Origin of the sequence: Candidatus Flexicrinis affinis, from assembly GCA_016716525.1 — a bacterium.
Classification (GTDB): domain Bacteria; phylum Chloroflexota; class Anaerolineae; order Aggregatilineales; family Phototrophicaceae; genus Flexicrinis; species Flexicrinis affinis.
Map to the genome: position 1 here is coordinate 633,138 of JADJWE010000001.1, position 17,778 is coordinate 650,915.

Sequence of the window (17,778 nt, forward strand, 5' to 3'; positions counted from 1 at the left end):
GCGAGGTCCTCCGTCATGGGAAAGATTTCGGCGCCTGCCGGGTGGGCCACTGCGTGCGTTTCCACTAGCCCGCGCGCCACGTCGACCGACGTCCTGCTGCGCGTCGTGATGCGCATGATTTCGCTGCCGACCAGCAGATACTGCTGGTTGCTGAACTGGCTGCTGTCCGCCAAGTACTCGATACGGAACGATGTTGCGCTTTCGCCGATGGCCGTAGTGAGCCGCGCCAGCGGTTGCTCCGCGGCGACCGGCTGACGTGCAAAGACCCATGTCCGGGCCTGAAAGAACGTGATCGTATTGCCGACAAGGACGAGGACGATGCCAATCGTGGTGAAGATCGAAACGATCCCGCATGCCATCAGAATCGCCCGAATAAGGTCCTCGCCCGGGCGGAAATGACGGGTCAGGTCGAGATCTTCCGCGGCCTTGAACACTTCGAGACTCGGTGCGACTGGAAGCTTCTGAGATTCGCTACCTTGCATTCTGGATCCCCCAACACCTGCAAGACTAAGTTCTCAAGACATGAAGAAACATAAGTTCATAACGATCACTCCAAGCACAGGAGGGGAGCGTGCCTCGAAGCACGCTCCCCCAGAGCAGAGGCCGATTGCTGGCCTCTAGCGTGAATTACATCGAACCGCTTGAGGTGTTCACCAGCGCCACAGCCAGCAGCTTGGCGACGTTGAAGACATACGGATTCGCCGGGAAGTAGCCGGTCGTGTCGATCGCATCCGGTACGCGGCCCATGTAGTAGAGCAGGTACTGGCCGACATGCGGTTTCTCGGCGATGACGTCGGCTGACGTGTAGATGAACAGCGGACGGGCCAGAACGTAAGCGCCGCTGGCAACGCTGTCGGCAGTCGGGGCCACGCCGTCGACCGCGACCAGCTTGATGCGGTCAACGTTCTCAACGTAGTAGGCGTAGCCGAAGTAGCCGATTGCGCATTCGTTCTGCGCCACACCGTCCAGCAGGACGTTGTCGTCTTCGTTCAGGTTGATCTGACTGGCGGCAAGGATCGGAGCGGTGTCCTCATCGAACACGACCTCGGTGAAGAAATCGAACGTGCCGCTGTCGGTGCCCGGCGAGTACCGGACGATCTCGCACTCGGGGAAGCCGGGGCGGACATCGGCCCACGTCACGGCGGTCGAGAAGGCAAGCGCCAATTCGGCAAGCGTCAGATCGTCGGCCCAGTCGTTGGCGGGGTTGACCACCACCGACAGACCGTCGTCGCCCACGCGGAACTCGACCGGAACGCGGCCGTTAGCGGCGCAGGCATCGATCTCGCTCTGGCGGATGGCTCGGCTGGCGTTGGCGATGTCGCTGGGGATTTCGGCTGCGCAGAAGCGCTCGTAGCCGGCTCCCGAACCAATGCTGTCCACAGTGATCTCACCCGTGAAGCCTTCGGCAGCGAACTCGGCAGCGATGAACTGGGATACCGGGAACACCGTCGAACTGCCGGCGTTGACGATGTCGCCAGTTACGTCTGCGGCGATGATCTCGGGGACTGCGATTGGAGGAACGATGACGCTGTCAATCACGTGGACGACGCCGTTGCTAGCCATCACATCTGCGGTTATGACCTGCGCCTGATCGGCATACACGCCCATGTCGTTGACGGTCAAGGTAATCGCGGCGCCGTTCACCGAGGCAACCGGGCCGGACACGACCTGATCGCTGCTTACGGCTGCACCCGCAACCACGTGGTAGGTGAGGACCGCGGTCAAGACTTCCGGGTTCGAGGTCACGTATTCGACGACGAAGTCGGGCAGCGCGGCGAACGCGTCATTGGTCGGGGCGAACACCGTAAACGGACCTTCACCGCTCAGCGTTTCGACCAAGCCCGCGGCTTCCACCAGACTGACCAGCGTCGAGAGATCCGGGTTGCTGGCAGCCAGCTCGACAATGTTCTGATCTTGAGCCATAACGGCGCCCGAAAGTGCAACCGCGATGACCAGGATTACCGCTAGTACACGAAACTTCTGCATGTGACTCCAGCTCCTCGCTAGCTTTGTACGTAACGTCGCGGTCAGGTCGTCCACGACTTCGAGCGTATGCTACCGACAGTTGTTTAACGCGCGGGGGCGGCCTATTTAAGACCTGAATCGAGCCGCCTTAACGTAAGCGCAAAGTCGGACCAGCGTCTTTAACAGTGTCTGAACGCCCCGATGATGCCTCGATTTCGAACCCAGCCACTTTAGATTGCGTATTACGTTGAAGATGGCTAGCGGTAGGCACGTTGTATCCACCCACTTTCCGGTGGTTTACAGAACGTCACTTATCCGTTACGCTGTCTAGGTGCTAGGATAGTCCTATATGGTTCATGAAGGGTCAACATAGGACCATTTCCGGCATTGGAACATTCTCAAATGTTCAAAGTCCGTTAGACTCAAGTACAATAGTCGTCTGCACACTTTCAGGAGAACGCGATACGTGGCAGTCAGTGCTTCCGCCCCCCATCTTACGCACCTGATCAAGCGCCCGGATTACGATCTTCAGGACGCCATCCAATCGAATCGTCTACGCGGACTTTGGCGGTTGATGACCGGTTACCGACGGCACTACTTCGGGGCCATCGGCGCTCAGGCCGTCGCAGTAGGCGCCAAGACAACGGCGCTTCTGCTGCTGAGCCTGTTCGTCGACGAAATCCTGTTTCGCGACGACATGATGACAATCGTGCCCTTCATCGCGCTCGGCTTCCTGCTGCTTGCGCTGACCGAAGGCGGCGGGTCATTCACAAGCAACCGGCTTGCGGCGCAGACGTCCGAGGGCGTTACGCTGCGGCTGCGCAATTACCTGTACGATCACTTGCAGCGGCAGACCTTCACCTATCACGACACCCACCCGACCGGCGATCAGGTCCAACGCGTGACGTCGGATGTTCGCGCGATCGGCGCGTTCTTCACCGAACAAGGCGTGTGGATGGGGCGCATCGTGCTCCTGTTCGTGGTCAACGTCGTCGCGATTGCGACGATACACGCTCCGCTCGCACTGGTTTCGTCGCTGGTAGTACCCATCGTGGTCCTCGTCTCGCTGTTCTTCTTCAAGCGCGTCAACAAGCGTTACGAGGAGATGCAGACGCAAGAGGCCGTCGTTTCGACGCGCTTGCAAGAGAACTTGACCGGCGTGCGCGTCGTCAAAGCGTTCGCGCGGCAGAGCCACGAGATGGAACGTTTCGATCAGGAGAACTACAAGCACTTCCTGAAGGGGCGTCGTCTGCTGATCATGCACTCGCTGTTCTGGCCGACCACCGACCTGCTGACCGGTTTCCATCAGATCATGGTGCTGTACCTCGGTGCGCGCCTGGCCCTGAACGGTGAGATAACCGCGGGCCAGTTCATCGCGTTCGCCGGCATGGTCGTCTACGTGATCCACCCGATGCGCAACCTTGGCCGTCTGATCGTTCAGGCGTCGGCGGCGATGGTCAGCTACGACCGCGTCATGGAGATTATCCGCAGCCCGCGCGAGCCGCTGGGCGAGACCGATACGCCGCCGGTTCCGGCCATCAAGGGCAGCGTCGAGTTCGACCACGTGTCGTACGAGTACGAGCGCGGCCTCCCGGTTCTCAGTGACGTGTCGTTTGAGGCTAAGCCGGGCGAAGTCGTCGCGTTGATGGGCGGCACGGGCAGCGGCAAGACAACTGTCATCAACCTGATGATGCGCTTCTATGAACACTCTAAAGGGCGCATCCTGATTGACGGCGTCGACCTCAAGGAATACCCGCGCGACTTCCTGCGCCGCAGTATCGGCGTGGTCGAGCAGGAACCGTTCCTATTCAGCCGCACCATCAAGGAGAATATCCTGTACGGCGTGGACAGGGCGGTCACAGACGAAGAAGTGTACGACGCGGCGCGTGCCGCGGCGATCCACCACGTGATCGAAAGCTTCCCACATGGCTACTCGACCATGGTCGGCGAGCGCGGCGTCACGCTCTCGGGCGGGCAGAAGCAGCGCGTGGCGATTGCGCGCACACTGCTGAAGAACCCGCGTATCCTCGTATTGGACGACGCAACATCTTCAGTCGACAGCGAGACCGAGGCGGCCATCCGCGATGCTATTCGCCAGCTGCTTCCGGGCCGGACGGGCTTCATCGTCGCACATCGCGTGCAGACGGTCATGAACGCCGACAAGATCATCGTCTTCGACAAGGGCCGTATCGTGCAGATGGGCACGCACGACGAACTGATCGCACAGGACGGCTTCTACCAGCGCATCTTTGACATGCAATCGCGCATCGAGGAAGAACTCGAGAGGGAACTCAACGCATGAGTGAAGTCGAACGTTTCGAAGAAGAGGAATTCAGCAGTCAACTCAACGGCGGAACGATCCGCCGTTTGATCGGCCAGCTGAAGCCCTACCGACGCGCTGTCGCCGTGTTCCTCGGTGCCGCGATGGGCGTGAGCCTGTTTGAGTCCTACTTTACGCTGCTGACGAAGCGCATCGTCGACGACGGCATCGTGGCGAACAACCCGGACGTATTGTTGGGCCTCGTGGCGCAGTACCTCGGCCTTATGGTGATCTTCTCGGCGATGGTGTTCACGTTCATCTACGTGTGCGGCATCCTCGGACACCGCGTGCAGTACGACATGCGCAAGCGCATGTTCGAGCACCTTCAGCGCCTGTCGTTCAGCTACTACGACCGCAAGCCGGTAGGCTGGATCATGTCGCGCCTCACCAGCGACCCCGAACGCGTCGCCAACGTGTTGACGTGGGGCTTCTTGGACGTGACGTGGGCGATCACGAACATCACGATGTCGCTGATCTTCATGGCGACCATCAGTTGGCAGCTCGCTCTGATCGTCGCGCTGCTGATGCCGATCATCATCCGCGTTGCGATCTGGTTCAAGCAGCGCATTCTGGTCGAGTACCGCAACGTGCGTAAGCTGAACTCGATGATCTCGGGCGAGTACAACGAGAGCATCACCGGCATCCGCGTGATCAAGTCGATGCGTCGCGAGAACAAGAACTTGGACGAGTTCAGCAACTTGACGCACAACTACCACCGCTCGGCTTACCGCGCGGCCTACATGTCGGCGCTGTTCCTGCCGACCGTGCAGATCATCAGCGCGATCGCCGTTGGCGCGGTGGCGTGGTACGGCGGCTGGCAGGTCAACACCGGCCTGTTGACCATCGGTGGCATTCAGGCGTTCGTCAGCTACATCACGTTCATGATGTGGCCGGTGCAGGATGTCGCGCGCGTGTATGCCGACCTTCAGCACGCGGTCGCCTCGGCCGAGCGCATGTTCTCGCTGCTCGACAGCGAGCCGGAAGTCGTGGACAAGGAAAACGCAGCCGACCCGAAGACTCTGCTCGGCGAGATCAAGTTCGAGAACGTCGACTTCTACTACGAGCCAGAGAAGCCGGTGCTCAAGAACTTCAGCTTGACCGTCAAGCAGGGTGAGACGATCGCGCTGGTCGGCGCGACCGGCGGCGGCAAGAGCACGATCGTGAACTTGCTGTGCCGGTTCTACGAGCCGCGAGCAGGCCGCATCTCGATCAACGGGACAGACTACACCGACTTCACGCTGCATGGTATCCACAGCCGTATCGGCATGGTGCTGCAGACGCCGCATCTGTTCAGCGGGACGATCCGTGACAACATCCGGTACGGACGCCTGGACGCCACCGACGAGCAGATCGAACAGGCGGCACAGGTGGCGGGCGCGCACGGGTTCATCTCCGCCCTCGAAAAGGGCTACGATGAGGAAGTCGGCGAAGGCGGCATCCTGCTGTCGGTCGGGCAAAAACAGCTTCTGAGCCTGGCACGCGCCGTACTGGCCGCGCCGGAAATCTTCATCATGGACGAAGCGACGTCGTCGGTCGATACGCTGACCGAAGCGCTTATCCAGCAGGGCATGGAGCAGATCATGAAGGGACGCACGAGCTTCGTGATCGCTCACCGTTTAAGCACGATCAAGCGGGCCGACCGCATTATCGTCGTCTCCGAAGGTCAAATTCAGGAGATGGGCTCGCACAGCGAACTGCTGCGCAAGAAGGGGTACTACTACAACCTGTACACCCAACAGTTCAGGCAGGAACTGGAACGCAGTTACGATGACGTGTTCCGCGTGTCCAGTGACGATGAATCGTCCGAGGAGTCGCTGGAAAAGGCCACGGCCTAGGTTGCGGCTTAGGAATTGTAACGGCGGGGCGTCCATCATGGGCGCCCCGTTTGCGTTCCGCGAACGCCGCGTGACCGCGACTGCGCAATCGCGGTACAATAGAACGATTGTTTCGGTAAATCCGGGGTCTGACCGTGCGGCGACTCGATGCGTGGCTCAAAGAGCATCCTGAACTCGTGCCGCTGATGGCGCGGCGCTGGGGACTCAAGCTGGAAAAGCGCAGCCAGAACGATCCTGAGGCGGTAGCCAAACAGATGCTCGAAGCCGCTAACGCGACGCGGGTCTACGACAGCTTGTCGCAGAAGGAGCGCGACGCGCTCAAGATGCTGAACGGCTCCGGCAACCGGATCGCCCAGCTCATGTTCAGCCGCCTGCATGGCGACGTACGCAAGATGGGCGCGGGCCAGATCGAGCGCGAAAAGCCCCACGAGAAGCCGGCCAACACGAGCGAGTCGTTGTATTACGCCGGCTTGATCGGGCTTGGGATCGACAAGCTGTCGTCCGGCCTCGGTCCGATCGTATACATCCCTGACGACCTCGCGTCCGTGCTGCCGTTCAGCCGTACCAGCTACAACCTCGATCCCGCTGCCGCGACACTCGAAGACCTCGAAGAAGACATTGATTTCGACGAAGACGAGGAATCAGACGAGGATTATCCGGAGGAGGAGGCGCCGGTACAGGCAGCGGCCCCGCGTGCGACTGCGCCAACGCCCGCCCCATCCCGTGAATCCAGCCCACCACCAACCAGCGCACCGGGGCGAATCCGCAAGCTGGACGGCGTCGAGAACCCGCGCGCAGCAGACACCAGCCTCGTCGACGATCTGACGACACTGTTGGCGTTCTTGCAGGTCATGACCGTTCGCATCAGCGGCACGTACGCGTTGGACGAAGCAGCGCGGCAAGTCCTGCGCCGGCAGCTCATCGTCAACGATCCACAGCGCCTCACATTTCTGTTCCTGCTCGGCATCTCCTCGGGCATGATCTATATCGAAGACGGTGTCGCGTACACCCAGCGCGATGTCGCACGGCCGTGGTTGGAAGCCAGTCGCGCTCAGCAAACGCAGCAGCTTGCACAGGCGTGGCGCACTTCAACCGACTATGTCGACCTGCTGCACGTGCCGGGGCTGAACGTCGAAACCGAGGGCTGGTCGTACGATCCGGTGGCCTCGCGTGGCGAGATTCTGAACCTGATTCAGGGCTTTGTACCCATTGACGCGGCGTGGGCAATCGACGAGTTCATCAGCGCGGTCAAGGACCGAGAGCCGGCGTTTCAGCGCCCCGGTGGCGACTTCGACTCGTGGTATATCCGCAGCGAGTCGGGCGACTACCTGAGCGGATTCGAGGATTGGGATGCCGTCGACGGCGCGCTGCTCGACTTTGTGATCACACAGCCGCTTCATTGGCTCGGGTTGCTCACGTTGGGCGACAATGCCGTGCAGCTAAACGCGTACGGGCGCGCGTTTCTCACCGATCAGCCGTTCCCGTCGCGCGCCGATGCCGACGAAAGGCCGACGCTCGACAGCGATGGCGTACTGCGTGTTAGCCGTGCGTTTTCGCGATTCGACCGCTTTCAGATCGCGCGCTTTACCACGTGGGTGAGTCCGGCCACGGCCGCCAAGCCGTACGAATACCGCATCGACGCGGCGGGCATTCAGCGCGGCGCGGCACAGGGGATCTCGACCGACCGGATTGCCAAGTATGTGCAGCGGGTCATGGGGCTGGAGCAGCTACCGGATACCGTCGCGCAGCTGCTGCACGTGTGGAAAGCAGGCGCGCAGGCGGACGTCTGGATCGAACAGGTCGTCGTCCTGCGCACGACGTCTATCGAAGTACTTGACGCGATCTGGGATAAGCCGCAGTTCAGGCGCTACCTCGGTGCACGGCTGGGCGATACCGCCGTGACAGTTCGCGCCGATCAACTCGAAGCGCTCGAGGCTGCGCTCGGCGCTGCCGGGATCGACGTCCAGCGGTCATAGATCGCCGGGGCCTACGCCCTGCTGCGGCTCCGGCGTCGGAACGAATTCGCCGGTAAGCTCGCGCACGTCCCAGACGCGGGCGGTGCCGTCCCAACCCCAGCTCAGCACGTGATCCTCACTCCGGTTCCACACCGCGCCGGTGACCAGCAGGTCGTGTCGAAATTCGCCCAGTTTCGCGCCATCATCCGTCCACAGGAATACGCTGTCGTATGACCACGAGAGGATGCGCGTTTCGTCGCTGCTGAAGCGCGCGCCCTCGACCCAGTCGATGTGCCGCAGGGTGAGCACTTCATCGCCGGACTGCGCGTCCCAGACCTTTGCCGTGTCGTCGGCAGACCACGAGAGGATGCGCGTTTCATCGGCATTCCACACGGCGCCGTCCACGAATGTGCGGTGCGGAAGGGTCAAGCCCGGCGCGAATGCCCCCTGCTGCCATACTTGGACGCCGCGTGACATTGTCCACGCCAGAACGCGGTCTTCGGTTGCTGTCCATGCCGCGCCCAACGCATCCCGCCCAAAGGCCTGCTCACTTAGGCGCTCCCCGGTCGAGGCGTCCCAGATCGTCGCGGTGCCTGCCTCGGCAAACGTCAGGATGTGCGTGCCGTCGTCGCTCCACTGCGCCGAGCGCACCACCGAGCGATGTTCGAGCCGGAGCTGCGGCTCGCCTGCCAGCGACCACTCGACTGCCGCGTCGCCACCCCACGATAGGATCGACTCGCCGTCCGGGGCGAAAACGACGCCGCGCACGGGGGCGGTGTTTTCGAGGCGCATGATCGGCTCCATGTCGTCAACCGACCACAGTCCGATGACGCTTGCGTCCGTCCACGAAAGGAACATCTGGCCGGAGCGATCCCACGACGCGCCGCGAACTGGCGATCCGTGATCGTAGACACGCGCAAGCTCGCCGCTCGCGTGATCCCAAAGCCGCGCCGTTCCGTCTTCCGATGTCGTCAGAATGTAGGTTTCATCGGGCGACCAGCCCGCCCACGTCACAACCGCATCATGCTCAAGCATCATCGCCGCGCTCTCTGCCCCCGCCGATCTGCTCGGCACAAGTAGTAGCAAGAGAAGTGCGGCCAGTACCAATCTCGTGTGGCTCACAGCGGACATCCCGTGGAAGTTCGTCAACCTGCTATACTACGCAAACGTATTCCGGCGAGTCCGCACGCGAACACTCCCGGACACCGATCGCCTCACATAGTACGATGGAATCGTGGTCAGCCGATGAGAAATGCGCATGAGAGGTTCTTGAAGGAAGTACTAATCGACGCTGATACGCTGCAGGCGCGCGTCGCCGAACTCGGCGAGCAGATCAGCACCGACTACGCCGATGACGAAGACCTGATTCTGGTGTGCATCCTCAAAGGCGGGGTGATGTTCCTAACCGATCTGGCGCGACATATCAACGTGCCGCACGAGATGGATTTCATGGCGGTGAGCAGTTACGGCCGAGGCGCACGCCAAACCTCCGGCGACGTTCGGATCGACATGGACTTGTCCGTCTCGGTGTCTGGCAAGCACGTCCTGATCGTCGAGGACATCATCGACAGCGGTTACACCCTGAGCAAAGTGATCGAAATGCTCAAGACACGCGGCCCGATCGACATTCGCATTTGTACCCTGCTCGACAAGTCGAGCAGGCGCAAGGTCGAGATCAAGGTCGACTATGTCGGCTTTACGATCGAGGACAAGTTCGTGTTCGGCTACGGGCTCGACCTCGACGAACGGTTTCGCAACTTGCCGTACATCGGGGTGGTAGACCTCGAAAAGCTGGGAATTGCGCCCAAATGAGTGGTGTGGTGCCGCGTCAGCCGGTGCGCCCGCTGATCTGGCCGGACATTGTTCTCGATCTCGCCGAGTCGCTGGCGGATTATCCCGAACCCATCTACGTGGTCGGCGGCGCTGTGCGCGATGCCTATTTCGGCCTTCCCGTCAAAGACCTCGACCTCGTGACGCATCGTGGCGCGACCCGATTGGCACGGCTGATCGCGAACACGCTGCACGGCGATGTGTACGTGATGGATGCCGAGCGTGACGTTGCCCGGGTACTGCTGGAGAGACCGGAGGGGCGACTGAACATTGACGTGGCGGCGTTGCGCGCCGACGATCTCCAGGGCGACCTGCGCGAGCGCGATTTCACGATCAACGCCATGGCCAGCCCACTTCAGGGGGACATGACCCTGCTGATCGATCCGATGGACGGCGAGACCGACCTGCGGCAGAAGCTGATCCGCCGCTGCAGCGAGCAGAGCCTCACGTCCGACCCCCTGCGGACGCTGCGCGCCGTCCGCCTGAGCTTGCAGCTCAACGGACACATCGAACGCGAGACGCTGGCCGATATGCGCCGACACGCCGGCGCGCTGTCGACCGTATCGCCGGAGCGGCTGCGTGACGAGGCCGTTCGTGTATTGGCCGGCATCAAGCCTTACGCTGCCATGCGCATTATGAGCGCGGTTGGACTGCTACCCGCCGTGCTGCCGGAGGTGTCGGTGCTCTCGTCTGCCGATCGCGACATGGTGTTCAGTGTGGTCGAACGACTTGATCAGATCCTCATTGCCATTAGTCCGCAGCGCAGCGACAATACCGCCGCCGCCTTCGGGCTGGGGGCGTTCGTGGTGTCGCTCGATCGCTTTCGCGCCGCATTGCAGGCGCACATCTCGGTGCAGTGGGCTAACGAACGGCCGCATCGCGCGCTGTTGATGATCGCCGCCGCACTTGCCTGCTCCATGTCCGACGCACCCTCGGTGGTCGAGCCGATGTGCGAACGGCTGCGTCTTAGCAATCCGGAACGGGCGCGGCTGACTGCCGTTCTCCGTGCCGACCGCACGTTGGTGACCGATCTGGAACGCCCGCTTGACGACCTGATGCTTCACCGGTACTGGTACGGGCCGCGTGACGCGGGCGTCGATGCGGTGCTGATCGCGTTGGCCGAGGAACTTGGCCGCGCTGGTGTAGCGTTGGATCAGGATCGGTGGGTACACGTGTTGGAACGCGCGCAGGTGATGCTTGAAGCGTTCTTTGTACGATCGGCCGAAGTGGTCGAGCCGCCGGCGGTGATCGACGGCCATACGTTAATGGCGACACTCGATTTGCGCCCCGGCGCCGTGGTCGGCAGGCTGCTTACAGCAATTCGTGAAGCGCAGGTTGTTGGACGCGTACACGATGCGGAAAGCGCGCTTGCCGTGGCCCGCGAGGTGCTTGGCAGTTAGCAGAAGTTAAGGCTGCGGCTTGTCCTCGTTGGCGCGCAGGTTGAGGCGTAGTTCGGCGTCGTCTTCCGGCACCATGAACGTCATCGCGATTCCGATCGGGTTGCGATCGCGTTCCGGCACCTTCTCGATCAACGACCACGGCATCAGTACCATGCGCGCGTAATCGGCGATACGGTCGGGTTCATAGCCGACTAAGTCGGGGAGGTTGTGCTGCTTGCCCCAATCGGTGTGGACGAGCTGGCGCACCACGAGGCGAGCAATCGAGATACGCGGTGCAAACCGATCGCCGCGTGACGTGAAGCTCAAGGTGAGCTGACCGAGATCGATCTTGGGCCACATGCCGGGTTTTGGCGTCATCATGATGGTGTCGATGGGCACCGGTGGCGACGTCACGCCGAACTCGGCGATCAGATCGTCCGCGGCGGCCTCAAGCTCAGGAAACATCATGAAGGGGAATCCTCTGCGTTTTCGGGTGCAGCCTCGGCGTGATGCTGGAAGAACCACAGCAGCGTGCTTCCGTACCGTCGTTCATCATAAGGCGAAAAGTGATTCAACGCTATAGGCGCGCGCTCCTTAGGGTCGATCTGCACGACGATCACACCGCCGGGCGCAAGCCACTGGGGAGTCGCATCCAGCGCGTGCAGCGTATCCGCCCACAAGGTGCGGTACTGCGGCGGAGCGACATAGATCACGTCACACGGCGTTACCGGCCCGGAGAGGACTTGAAAGGCGTTGGCGCGGCGCACTTCGGCGCTGCCAGCGAGGCCGGTCGTCTTGAGGTTGTCGCGGATCGTATCGATCGCGCGGCGCTCGAGGTCGACAAAGATGCAGTGTGCGGCTCCCCGGCTGAGCGCCTCGATGCCGACAGCGCCGGTACCGGCAAACAGGTCGAGCACCTGCGCATCATAGACTCTACGGCCGAGGATGCTGAACAACGCTTCTTTAACCCGGTCCATAATCGGGCGGGTCGTATCGCCGGGGACGAGTTTAAGCCGGCGGCCCTTGGCCGTCCCGGCAATCACGCGCGTGCTCATGGCGTGCCGCGCTCCACGGCCGTACGCGCGGCTTTCAGATTGCCGTGCGGTACGGTTACCGGCAGCGGCCTGCCGCATCCTACGACCAAGCGGCGGTTACCCATCGTATGAAGGCTGGCACGCACCGCTTCGCGCACACCGGATGGCGTTCCCGCGCGCATGTCCAGTTCCGCATCGAGTCCGCCGAGGATTGGGCCCGACCACATCGACCGACCTGCAGCCAGATCGGTTTCGCTGGACCGGTCGTCCCACGCAACGAGGGTCGCAGGTAGCCGCGCGAACAGGCGCGTCATCGCGGCCGCGCCTGCGAGGTACGCGATCCGGAGCCAAACGCCCTTTGGCGCGCTGGACAAGAGCGCCGAGTCGCCGGGGAGGCCAAACGACTCATACTCTGGTTCGGACAGGACGGTGCAGTCGGCCAGCTCGCTGACCAGCGCAATACCGCTTACGGCCGTACCGCGTAGGGAATCGAGAAACCGAACGGTCGACTCGGTCAACGTGTTCAGCCCAGTCATAAGGCGATCAGGGCGGAGGCGCAAATGCCGGATAAGCAGCTCGCGCCCAACCAATCGCTCGGCTTGTGTCAGCGGACTCAGGACACCGACAACCACCGAAACGCCCGTCATGCGCAGCCCGTCGATCACACCAGCGATGGTTTCGGTCAGCCGCCCCAGTTCGCCTTTGGATGGATCTGCGGGGCGCAGATCGGTCCAGTCAAGCGAACGGCGGATTGGCCTGCGAACGGCGATGCGTTCGCCGTCAGGTGCGCCGCGCCATTCTTCCTGCAGGCCGTAATCGCCGCCGGCAAAACTCCACGGCGGCGCGATCATGCACATATCCCAGTCGTAGCGCAGTTGAAAGTCGACGATGGCCTGCGCATAGTCGGCGGAACGCAAGTCATCGCCGGGAAAGGGCCGCCACACGGCAATCGGCGCTCGGTCGGCGGCTTCGCCCGCGAGCGTCCGTTCCAGCCGTTCGCGCTTTTCCATGACCGGATCGTGTTTCGGGTTAGGTCTCTGCTAGGCGCTGCTGCAGCATGCGAATAAGCATCATGTACCGGTCGTCGCGGGTTGTCGTCAGGTCGTTCGACGTCGCACCATGACGAATCTCGGCCAACATCTGCTCTGACAGCGTCTTGGCTTTCTCGAAGCTAGCCTTGGCACCCGCTTTGTCACCGCTGGCCCGCTGGGCCATGCCGAGGCCATAGTAGCCGTCGATGTTCGTGTTGTCGGACCGGATGATGTCGTTGAAGGTGCTGATTGCGGCGGAGTACTCGCCCCGAGACGCTTGCGCCCACCCGTCGCCGATCTTCTGATAGTAGGGATCGTTGTTGTTGCTGCTCATTCGTGAAGTCACCACCATGCTGTCATGCGCGCGGAATGTCGCGTGATTGTACTCGCAACAGGCAAAATGGCCAACTGATTCTATTCGCCACCCACGGCGATCACCTGAGGGAGGAGCAGCGTACGGCGTTCAGTGCCGCGGGTATCGCGGAAGCCAATCCGTTGCCCCGTCGAACACAGCGCTTCGCAGGCATACGCCGACAGCGCGACCTGATAGATCCCCGGCGGTAGGTCCGATGGAAGGCTCACGCGCCGCATGTCGCGGATCAGCGTTTCGGCTGGCCAGAGCCGCGAGGCGATCAGGCCGGGTGCTTGCGGGCCTGACAACAGCGCCCATGGTTGTTGATCGAGGTCGACAAGCTCCGCTGCAATCGTGACATTTTGGCCCGGCGCCAAAGCCGCCATCCAGAACAGCTCGAGGCTCAACATGCCGCCCGGTACCGGTGCGCTGCCGTCGATACGATAGGCCACTAGCGAGATTGGCCCGGCGTCCGCGCTGAGCAGCGATGCGTCCGCGAGTGAAGACAGACGGTCGGCGCGCAAGGCGATAGGCGCATCGGGAGATGCTGTGAGGAGGACGGCCGCGATCAGCGCCAACACGGCGATGCCGGTGAGTCGCGCTTCAGATACATCATAGCGAGGAAGCTCGCGGACGCGCGACCCTGACGTGAAGTGCACGATTGCTGCAAGCGCCACCGCACCGAGGCCGACGAACACCCACGCCAACCACTGTGCGGGAGTCACGGACTGTGCGAGGATAAGTGTTGCGCTTGCCGTCTGCGGAATGGCGATACGTATCAACCCGGTTTCCGGGTCGCGTTCGGTCGCCAGTGGAACGCCGTCAAGATACGCCTGCCAGCCCGGATAATGTGCCTGCGAAACAACGACAGTCTGAGGAGACATCGCCGACACTTGCCAAGCGCTGGCATGACTCTGTGTATAGATCGGTGTCACGCGGACGGGCGCACCCGGGCGAATGCGGACGAGCAGCGGCTGACGATACGACTCGACGAGGTTGGGATCGGCCCGTACTGGTTCGACCAGCGTTGTCGGGATAGCTTGCCCGGGGGGCAGGATCGCCGCGCCGAGGCCCTGCTGCTGGTGAGCGATCTGTGCGGTTGGTGAAAATTCGGTCGCGGTACCCACGCTAGAGACGAGCCAGACCGGCGCAGAGCCGACCGCCAGCCCGATCATTACGGCCGGGACGAATGCCCGGCGCAGTGCAGAAGGAAGCCGGTAACGCCACTCTGCCGCCGCTCCGGCCAACATGGCAGCGGCCGCATTGACGCACAGAAACCACCATGTTGCGGGCTGCACGACCGCGCCGACAAGGGTGCACGAGAGCAGTAACGCCGCAAGCACGATCGAGCCGCGCCGGGCTCGCTTGCGTGCCAACGTCAGCAGCCCGAAGCCTGCAAGCGCGAGGGCCGGGAGACCGGGGCCAAAGACGGGCGCCGGATTCAGCAGCGCAGGATCGTGCAACGTGATCGGAACGAGAAGATCGGTCAGCCTGAAGACCCGATCGTCGGGTATCGGGTTGTCGATCCACGTGACGAAACTGCCGTGCATCAGCGCGGGCAGCCAGAATGGCGCGAACAACATCGCTGCCGTGCCGATGCACGCGGCGACACGCACGGCAGCGACACGATTGACGAATAGCGCATAGGCGAGCGTCGACACGGCCGCGACAAGGGCGAGCGATGGATGCACGGCTGCTTGTAGTGTCAGCCCGACCGTGAGGAGTATCACGGAAACCCGCGTCGGCGCTTGCACGATACGGGCGCCTGCCCATAGCACGCTGGGAACCAGCGCCGCACTTACGACAAGCGGCAGGTCGCCGAGCGTGTGAGGCGCGGTATGGCCGACGAATGGACTGAGCACGTAGACCGTGGCTCCCAGCACAGCCGCCGTGGGCGAGACCAGCGCGCGTATCCAGCCGTACATCGTCATGGCTGCCAGCGCTAATGCTGCGGACAGGACAGCCGCCACCGCTGCCGACGTATCCCCGGTGAATAACTGCTCGACCACTGCGGCTAGGTACGCGGCCCCTTGAGGTATATGACTCGGGACCGGCGCACCGTAGCCGAAATTGGAGTGAGCCGACCAGCGCGGGAGGATCTGGCCCTCGCGCAGCGCGGCCGCAAGGTCCGAGGTCATGAACGCGCTGTTGTACAGGTCGGACACCACCGGTATGCCGGGGCGCACGATGATCGTCCACGCCATCGCCAAGCCGATCAAGCTTGTGAGCACGAAGCCCCAATCGATCTGGCGGCGCGATTGGCGCATCCATTGAGGAAGTTCGGCAGGGGTTGCGACCTCGTATTGCATAGCGTGAGTGTACTTCGTTTGCGCGCGTCGCACAGCGTCCTGCCTTGATCGCATCGGGTGCGGGTGCTATGCTGACAGCGAAAATGCCCGCTTGAGGGGTTATGCGAGTCCGCAACGCGACTTTAGACGATCGGGATGCGCTCCAACGCTTGTATGACGAACACTTTGCGTTCGTCCATTCTGCAGACCGGCGCGTGCGCCGGCAGACGAAAATCGACTGGAGCGACCGGTGGGATGGTGCGGTTTGGGTCGGAGTTGTCGACCGGCGTGTGGTCGGGTATGTGTCCGGGTGGCTGCGTGACGATGTGGAATGGGGCCCCACGGTATGGGTCGACCACATGGCGCTTGACGCCCATCACCCGTATCCCGGCCTCGGGCGGCTCATGATCGACACAATTCGGGCCAAGGCCTCCCGGTTCGAGTGCCGCTGGATCGTCGCCGACGTTCCGCGGGCTAGCCCAATCGAACAGGCATTCTGGTTAGCGCTCGGCGCGCACCGTGTGAATCGACGCGGTGCGCCCGGCTGTGATGTGATGAGACTTGCGATATGAGACTACGAGTCGCCGAAGAACGCGACATTGAGAAAATCGGCGGGATGTGGGAGAAGCTGGCGATGCTCCACCACGACCTCGATCCGGCCCTGCCTCCGGCAGCGATGGGTGGGGGGCGCGTCTACGCCCGCCGTCTCGCCAGCCGCCTCAACGATCCGTTGACGCGAATTGTGGTCGTCGAGGATGAAGACCGTCTCGTCGGCTTTGCGCTGGCAGTGATCGTGGATGTCATTCCCGATATGTTCGTACAAGAGAACAGCGGCTTGCTGGCCGACATCTTTGTCGAGGAGACATACCGTCGTTGTGGCGTAGGTCGGTTGATGGTGGACGACATCAAGGGATGGCTCAAGGCCAACGGCGTACGTCGGTTCGAGTGGCACGTCGCGGAGAAGAATCCGGCTGGACGCAAGTTCTGGGAGGCCATGGGTGGCGAACGCGTGATGGTCAGGATGAGGGCAGGCACCGGCTGACATGCGCGTTCTGCACCCCGTCACTCAGCGCGAGCATCTCGTTGCATCGGGCGTTTACCGCTACACCCGCAGTGGACAGCAGCTTGCCGGTTCCGAGCACTTCAGCATCCATGCCCTGCCGGACGGGTCGTGGTTCGTGCGCATCGATTACGACTGGCGCGACCTCGACCGCACCAGCCAGTTGATCGAGGCGTTGTACGATCCTGCGAGCGACGGGGGGAGGATTCAGCGTGTGGCGGCACAGCTCCATGCGCCGGATGGGATTCGCCGTGAAACGTTCGATTTCCACGCGCGCGCTGCGCTCGTTGGCATGAGCTCGCCAACCGGCGACCGGCAGGACGTCGAGGTCGCGCTTCGCGAAGGATATGTCGTGCTGCTGCTCAAGACAGCGCTGGTTGGAATACAGGTCGCGCGCTGGCCCGTGGCCGACGACGAACCCGTCATGGCATTCTTCGGGTATCGGACGCATCGCGGCGAGCCACTAATCTTGGATTCGCGCCGAATGCAAGTTGGCACCGACCAAGTCACCATCGCCGGTCGGACCTACGAGGCTGCCGTATTCGATGTCGACGGTGAGTTCACCCAACGTGTGTGGGCGACACCGCAGGGCGTCGTCTTGCGCAGGCAGATTGGCGAGATGGACATCCGGGTAGCGAACTTGGCGCTCGGCCAGAACGGAACGGTCGCATGATGAACCGCTTGCGCCGCTTCGGCGACATGCTCGGCCCGCAGCGCCTGACCGCACTT

At 62.4% G+C, this 17,778-nt stretch carries 15 protein-coding genes; 8 read left to right on the forward strand and 7 right to left on the reverse strand.

Annotation, left to right across the window (positions count from 1 at the left end):
• Window positions 1–627: 627 nt before the first annotated feature.
• On the reverse strand, window positions 628–1,986 hold the full coding sequence (gene pstS, locus IPM16_02500; GenBank protein MBK9121977.1) for a phosphate ABC transporter substrate-binding protein PstS family protein: 1,359 nt from the start codon (window positions 1,984–1,986) through the stop codon (window positions 628–630).
• Between the two features lie 553 nt (window positions 1,987–2,539).
• On the opposite strand from pstS, the gene IPM16_02505 reads away from it, so the two are divergent.
• From IPM16_02505 to IPM16_02515, 3 genes are all read left to right on the forward strand, one after another.
• Window positions 2,540–4,267, forward strand: a complete 1,728-nt coding sequence (locus tag IPM16_02505) for an ABC transporter ATP-binding protein (GenBank protein ID MBK9121978.1) — start codon at window positions 2,540–2,542, stop codon at window positions 4,265–4,267.
• Window positions 4,264–6,120 carry an ABC transporter ATP-binding protein gene (locus tag IPM16_02510; GenBank protein ID MBK9121979.1) on the forward strand — a complete coding sequence of 619 codons (1,857 nt, stop codon included), beginning with the start codon at window positions 4,264–4,266 and terminating at the stop codon, window positions 6,118–6,120. Before IPM16_02505 ends, IPM16_02510 begins: the two co-directional genes overlap by 4 nt.
• Window positions 6,121–6,254: 134 nt before the next feature.
• Window positions 6,255–8,096, forward strand: coding sequence for a hypothetical protein (locus tag IPM16_02515; protein MBK9121980.1), 1,842 nt, complete (start codon window positions 6,255–6,257; stop codon window positions 8,094–8,096).
• On the opposite strand, the gene IPM16_02520 is transcribed toward IPM16_02515, so the two are convergent.
• Window positions 8,091–9,113 (reverse strand): hypothetical protein, encoded by a 1,023-nt coding sequence (locus IPM16_02520; protein ID MBK9121981.1) that lies wholly within the window; start codon window positions 9,111–9,113, stop codon window positions 8,091–8,093. The genes IPM16_02515 and IPM16_02520 overlap by 6 nt on opposite strands.
• Before the next feature lie 207 nt (window positions 9,114–9,320).
• On the opposite strand from IPM16_02520, the gene hpt reads away from it, so the two are divergent.
• Window positions 9,321–9,887 carry a hypoxanthine phosphoribosyltransferase gene (gene hpt, locus IPM16_02525; GenBank protein ID MBK9121982.1) on the forward strand — a complete coding sequence of 189 codons (567 nt, stop codon included), beginning with the start codon at window positions 9,321–9,323 and terminating at the stop codon, window positions 9,885–9,887.
• Window positions 9,884–11,305, forward strand: a complete 1,422-nt coding sequence (locus IPM16_02530; GenBank protein ID MBK9121983.1) for a CCA tRNA nucleotidyltransferase — start codon at window positions 9,884–9,886, stop codon at window positions 11,303–11,305. Before hpt ends, IPM16_02530 begins: the two co-directional genes overlap by 4 nt.
• 6 nt (window positions 11,306–11,311) lie before the next feature.
• On the opposite strand, the gene IPM16_02535 is transcribed toward IPM16_02530, so the two are convergent.
• The 5 genes from IPM16_02535 to IPM16_02555 form a co-directional block, all read right to left on the reverse strand.
• The gene (locus tag IPM16_02535) at window positions 11,312–11,752 is read right to left on the reverse strand and encodes a hypothetical protein (protein ID MBK9121984.1); all 441 of its coding nucleotides are present in this window, start codon (window positions 11,750–11,752) and stop codon (window positions 11,312–11,314) included.
• Window positions 11,749–12,339, reverse strand: coding sequence for a 16S rRNA (guanine(966)-N(2))-methyltransferase RsmD (gene rsmD, locus IPM16_02540; GenBank protein ID MBK9121985.1), 591 nt, complete (start codon window positions 12,337–12,339; stop codon window positions 11,749–11,751). The genes IPM16_02535 and rsmD overlap by 4 nt, the downstream gene beginning before the upstream one ends.
• Window positions 12,336–13,328: a hypothetical protein gene (locus tag IPM16_02545; protein ID MBK9121986.1), complete on the reverse strand. Its 993-nt coding sequence runs from the start codon at window positions 13,326–13,328 to the stop codon at window positions 12,336–12,338. The genes rsmD and IPM16_02545 overlap by 4 nt, the downstream gene beginning before the upstream one ends.
• Window positions 13,329–13,347: 19 nt before the next feature.
• Entirely contained in the window at window positions 13,348–13,683 is a 336-nt protein-coding gene (locus IPM16_02550) for a tetratricopeptide repeat protein (protein ID MBK9121987.1), read from the reverse strand.
• 80 nt (window positions 13,684–13,763) lie between these two features.
• The gene (locus IPM16_02555; protein ID MBK9121988.1) at window positions 13,764–16,010 is read right to left on the reverse strand and encodes a hypothetical protein; all 2,247 of its coding nucleotides are present in this window, start codon (window positions 16,008–16,010) and stop codon (window positions 13,764–13,766) included.
• 101 nt (window positions 16,011–16,111) lie between these two features.
• Here IPM16_02555 and IPM16_02560 point away from each other — a divergent pair, with 101 nt between their 5' ends.
• From IPM16_02560 to IPM16_02570, 3 genes are read left to right on the forward strand one after another with little or no spacing between them, the layout of a single operon-like run.
• A complete protein-coding gene (locus IPM16_02560) occupies window positions 16,112–16,561 on the forward strand; it encodes a GNAT family N-acetyltransferase (protein MBK9121989.1) in 450 nt (149 codons plus the stop codon).
• Entirely contained in the window at window positions 16,558–17,031 is a 474-nt protein-coding gene (locus IPM16_02565; GenBank protein ID MBK9121990.1) for a GNAT family N-acetyltransferase, read from the forward strand. The genes IPM16_02560 and IPM16_02565 overlap by 4 nt, the downstream gene beginning before the upstream one ends.
• A gap of 1 nt (window position 17,032) precedes the next feature.
• Window positions 17,033–17,722 (forward strand): hypothetical protein, encoded by a 690-nt coding sequence (locus IPM16_02570; GenBank protein ID MBK9121991.1) that lies wholly within the window; start codon window positions 17,033–17,035, stop codon window positions 17,720–17,722.
• Window positions 17,723–17,778 lie beyond the last annotated feature (56 nt).

Coding starts and splice junctions, on each gene's coding strand:
- pstS (MBK9121977.1), bottom strand. CDS start 1,986: ATGCAGAAGTTTCGTGTACTAGCGGTAATCCTGGTCATCGCGGTTGCA.
- IPM16_02505 (MBK9121978.1), top strand. CDS start 2,540: ATGACCGGTTACCGACGGCACTACTTCGGGGCCATCGGCGCTCAGGCC.
- IPM16_02510 (MBK9121979.1), top strand. CDS start 4,264: ATGAGTGAAGTCGAACGTTTCGAAGAAGAGGAATTCAGCAGTCAACTC.
- IPM16_02520 (MBK9121981.1), bottom strand. CDS start 9,113: ATGATGCTTGAGCATGATGCGGTTGTGACGTGGGCGGGCTGGTCGCCC.
- hpt (MBK9121982.1), top strand. CDS start 9,321: ATGAGAAATGCGCATGAGAGGTTCTTGAAGGAAGTACTAATCGACGCT.
- IPM16_02530 (MBK9121983.1), top strand. CDS start 9,884: ATGAGTGGTGTGGTGCCGCGTCAGCCGGTGCGCCCGCTGATCTGGCCG.
- IPM16_02535 (MBK9121984.1), bottom strand. CDS start 11,752: ATGATGTTTCCTGAGCTTGAGGCCGCCGCGGACGATCTGATCGCCGAG.
- rsmD (MBK9121985.1), bottom strand. CDS start 12,339: ATGAGCACGCGCGTGATTGCCGGGACGGCCAAGGGCCGCCGGCTTAAA.
- IPM16_02545 (MBK9121986.1), bottom strand. CDS start 13,328: ATGGAAAAGCGCGAACGGCTGGAACGGACGCTCGCGGGCGAAGCCGCC.
- IPM16_02550 (MBK9121987.1), bottom strand. CDS start 13,683: ATGAGCAGCAACAACAACGATCCCTACTATCAGAAGATCGGCGACGGG.
- IPM16_02555 (MBK9121988.1), bottom strand. CDS start 16,010: ATGCAATACGAGGTCGCAACCCCTGCCGAACTTCCTCAATGGATGCGC.
- IPM16_02560 (MBK9121989.1), top strand. CDS start 16,112: ATGCGAGTCCGCAACGCGACTTTAGACGATCGGGATGCGCTCCAACGC.
- IPM16_02565 (MBK9121990.1), top strand. CDS start 16,558: ATGAGACTACGAGTCGCCGAAGAACGCGACATTGAGAAAATCGGCGGG.
- IPM16_02570 (MBK9121991.1), top strand. CDS start 17,033: ATGCGCGTTCTGCACCCCGTCACTCAGCGCGAGCATCTCGTTGCATCG.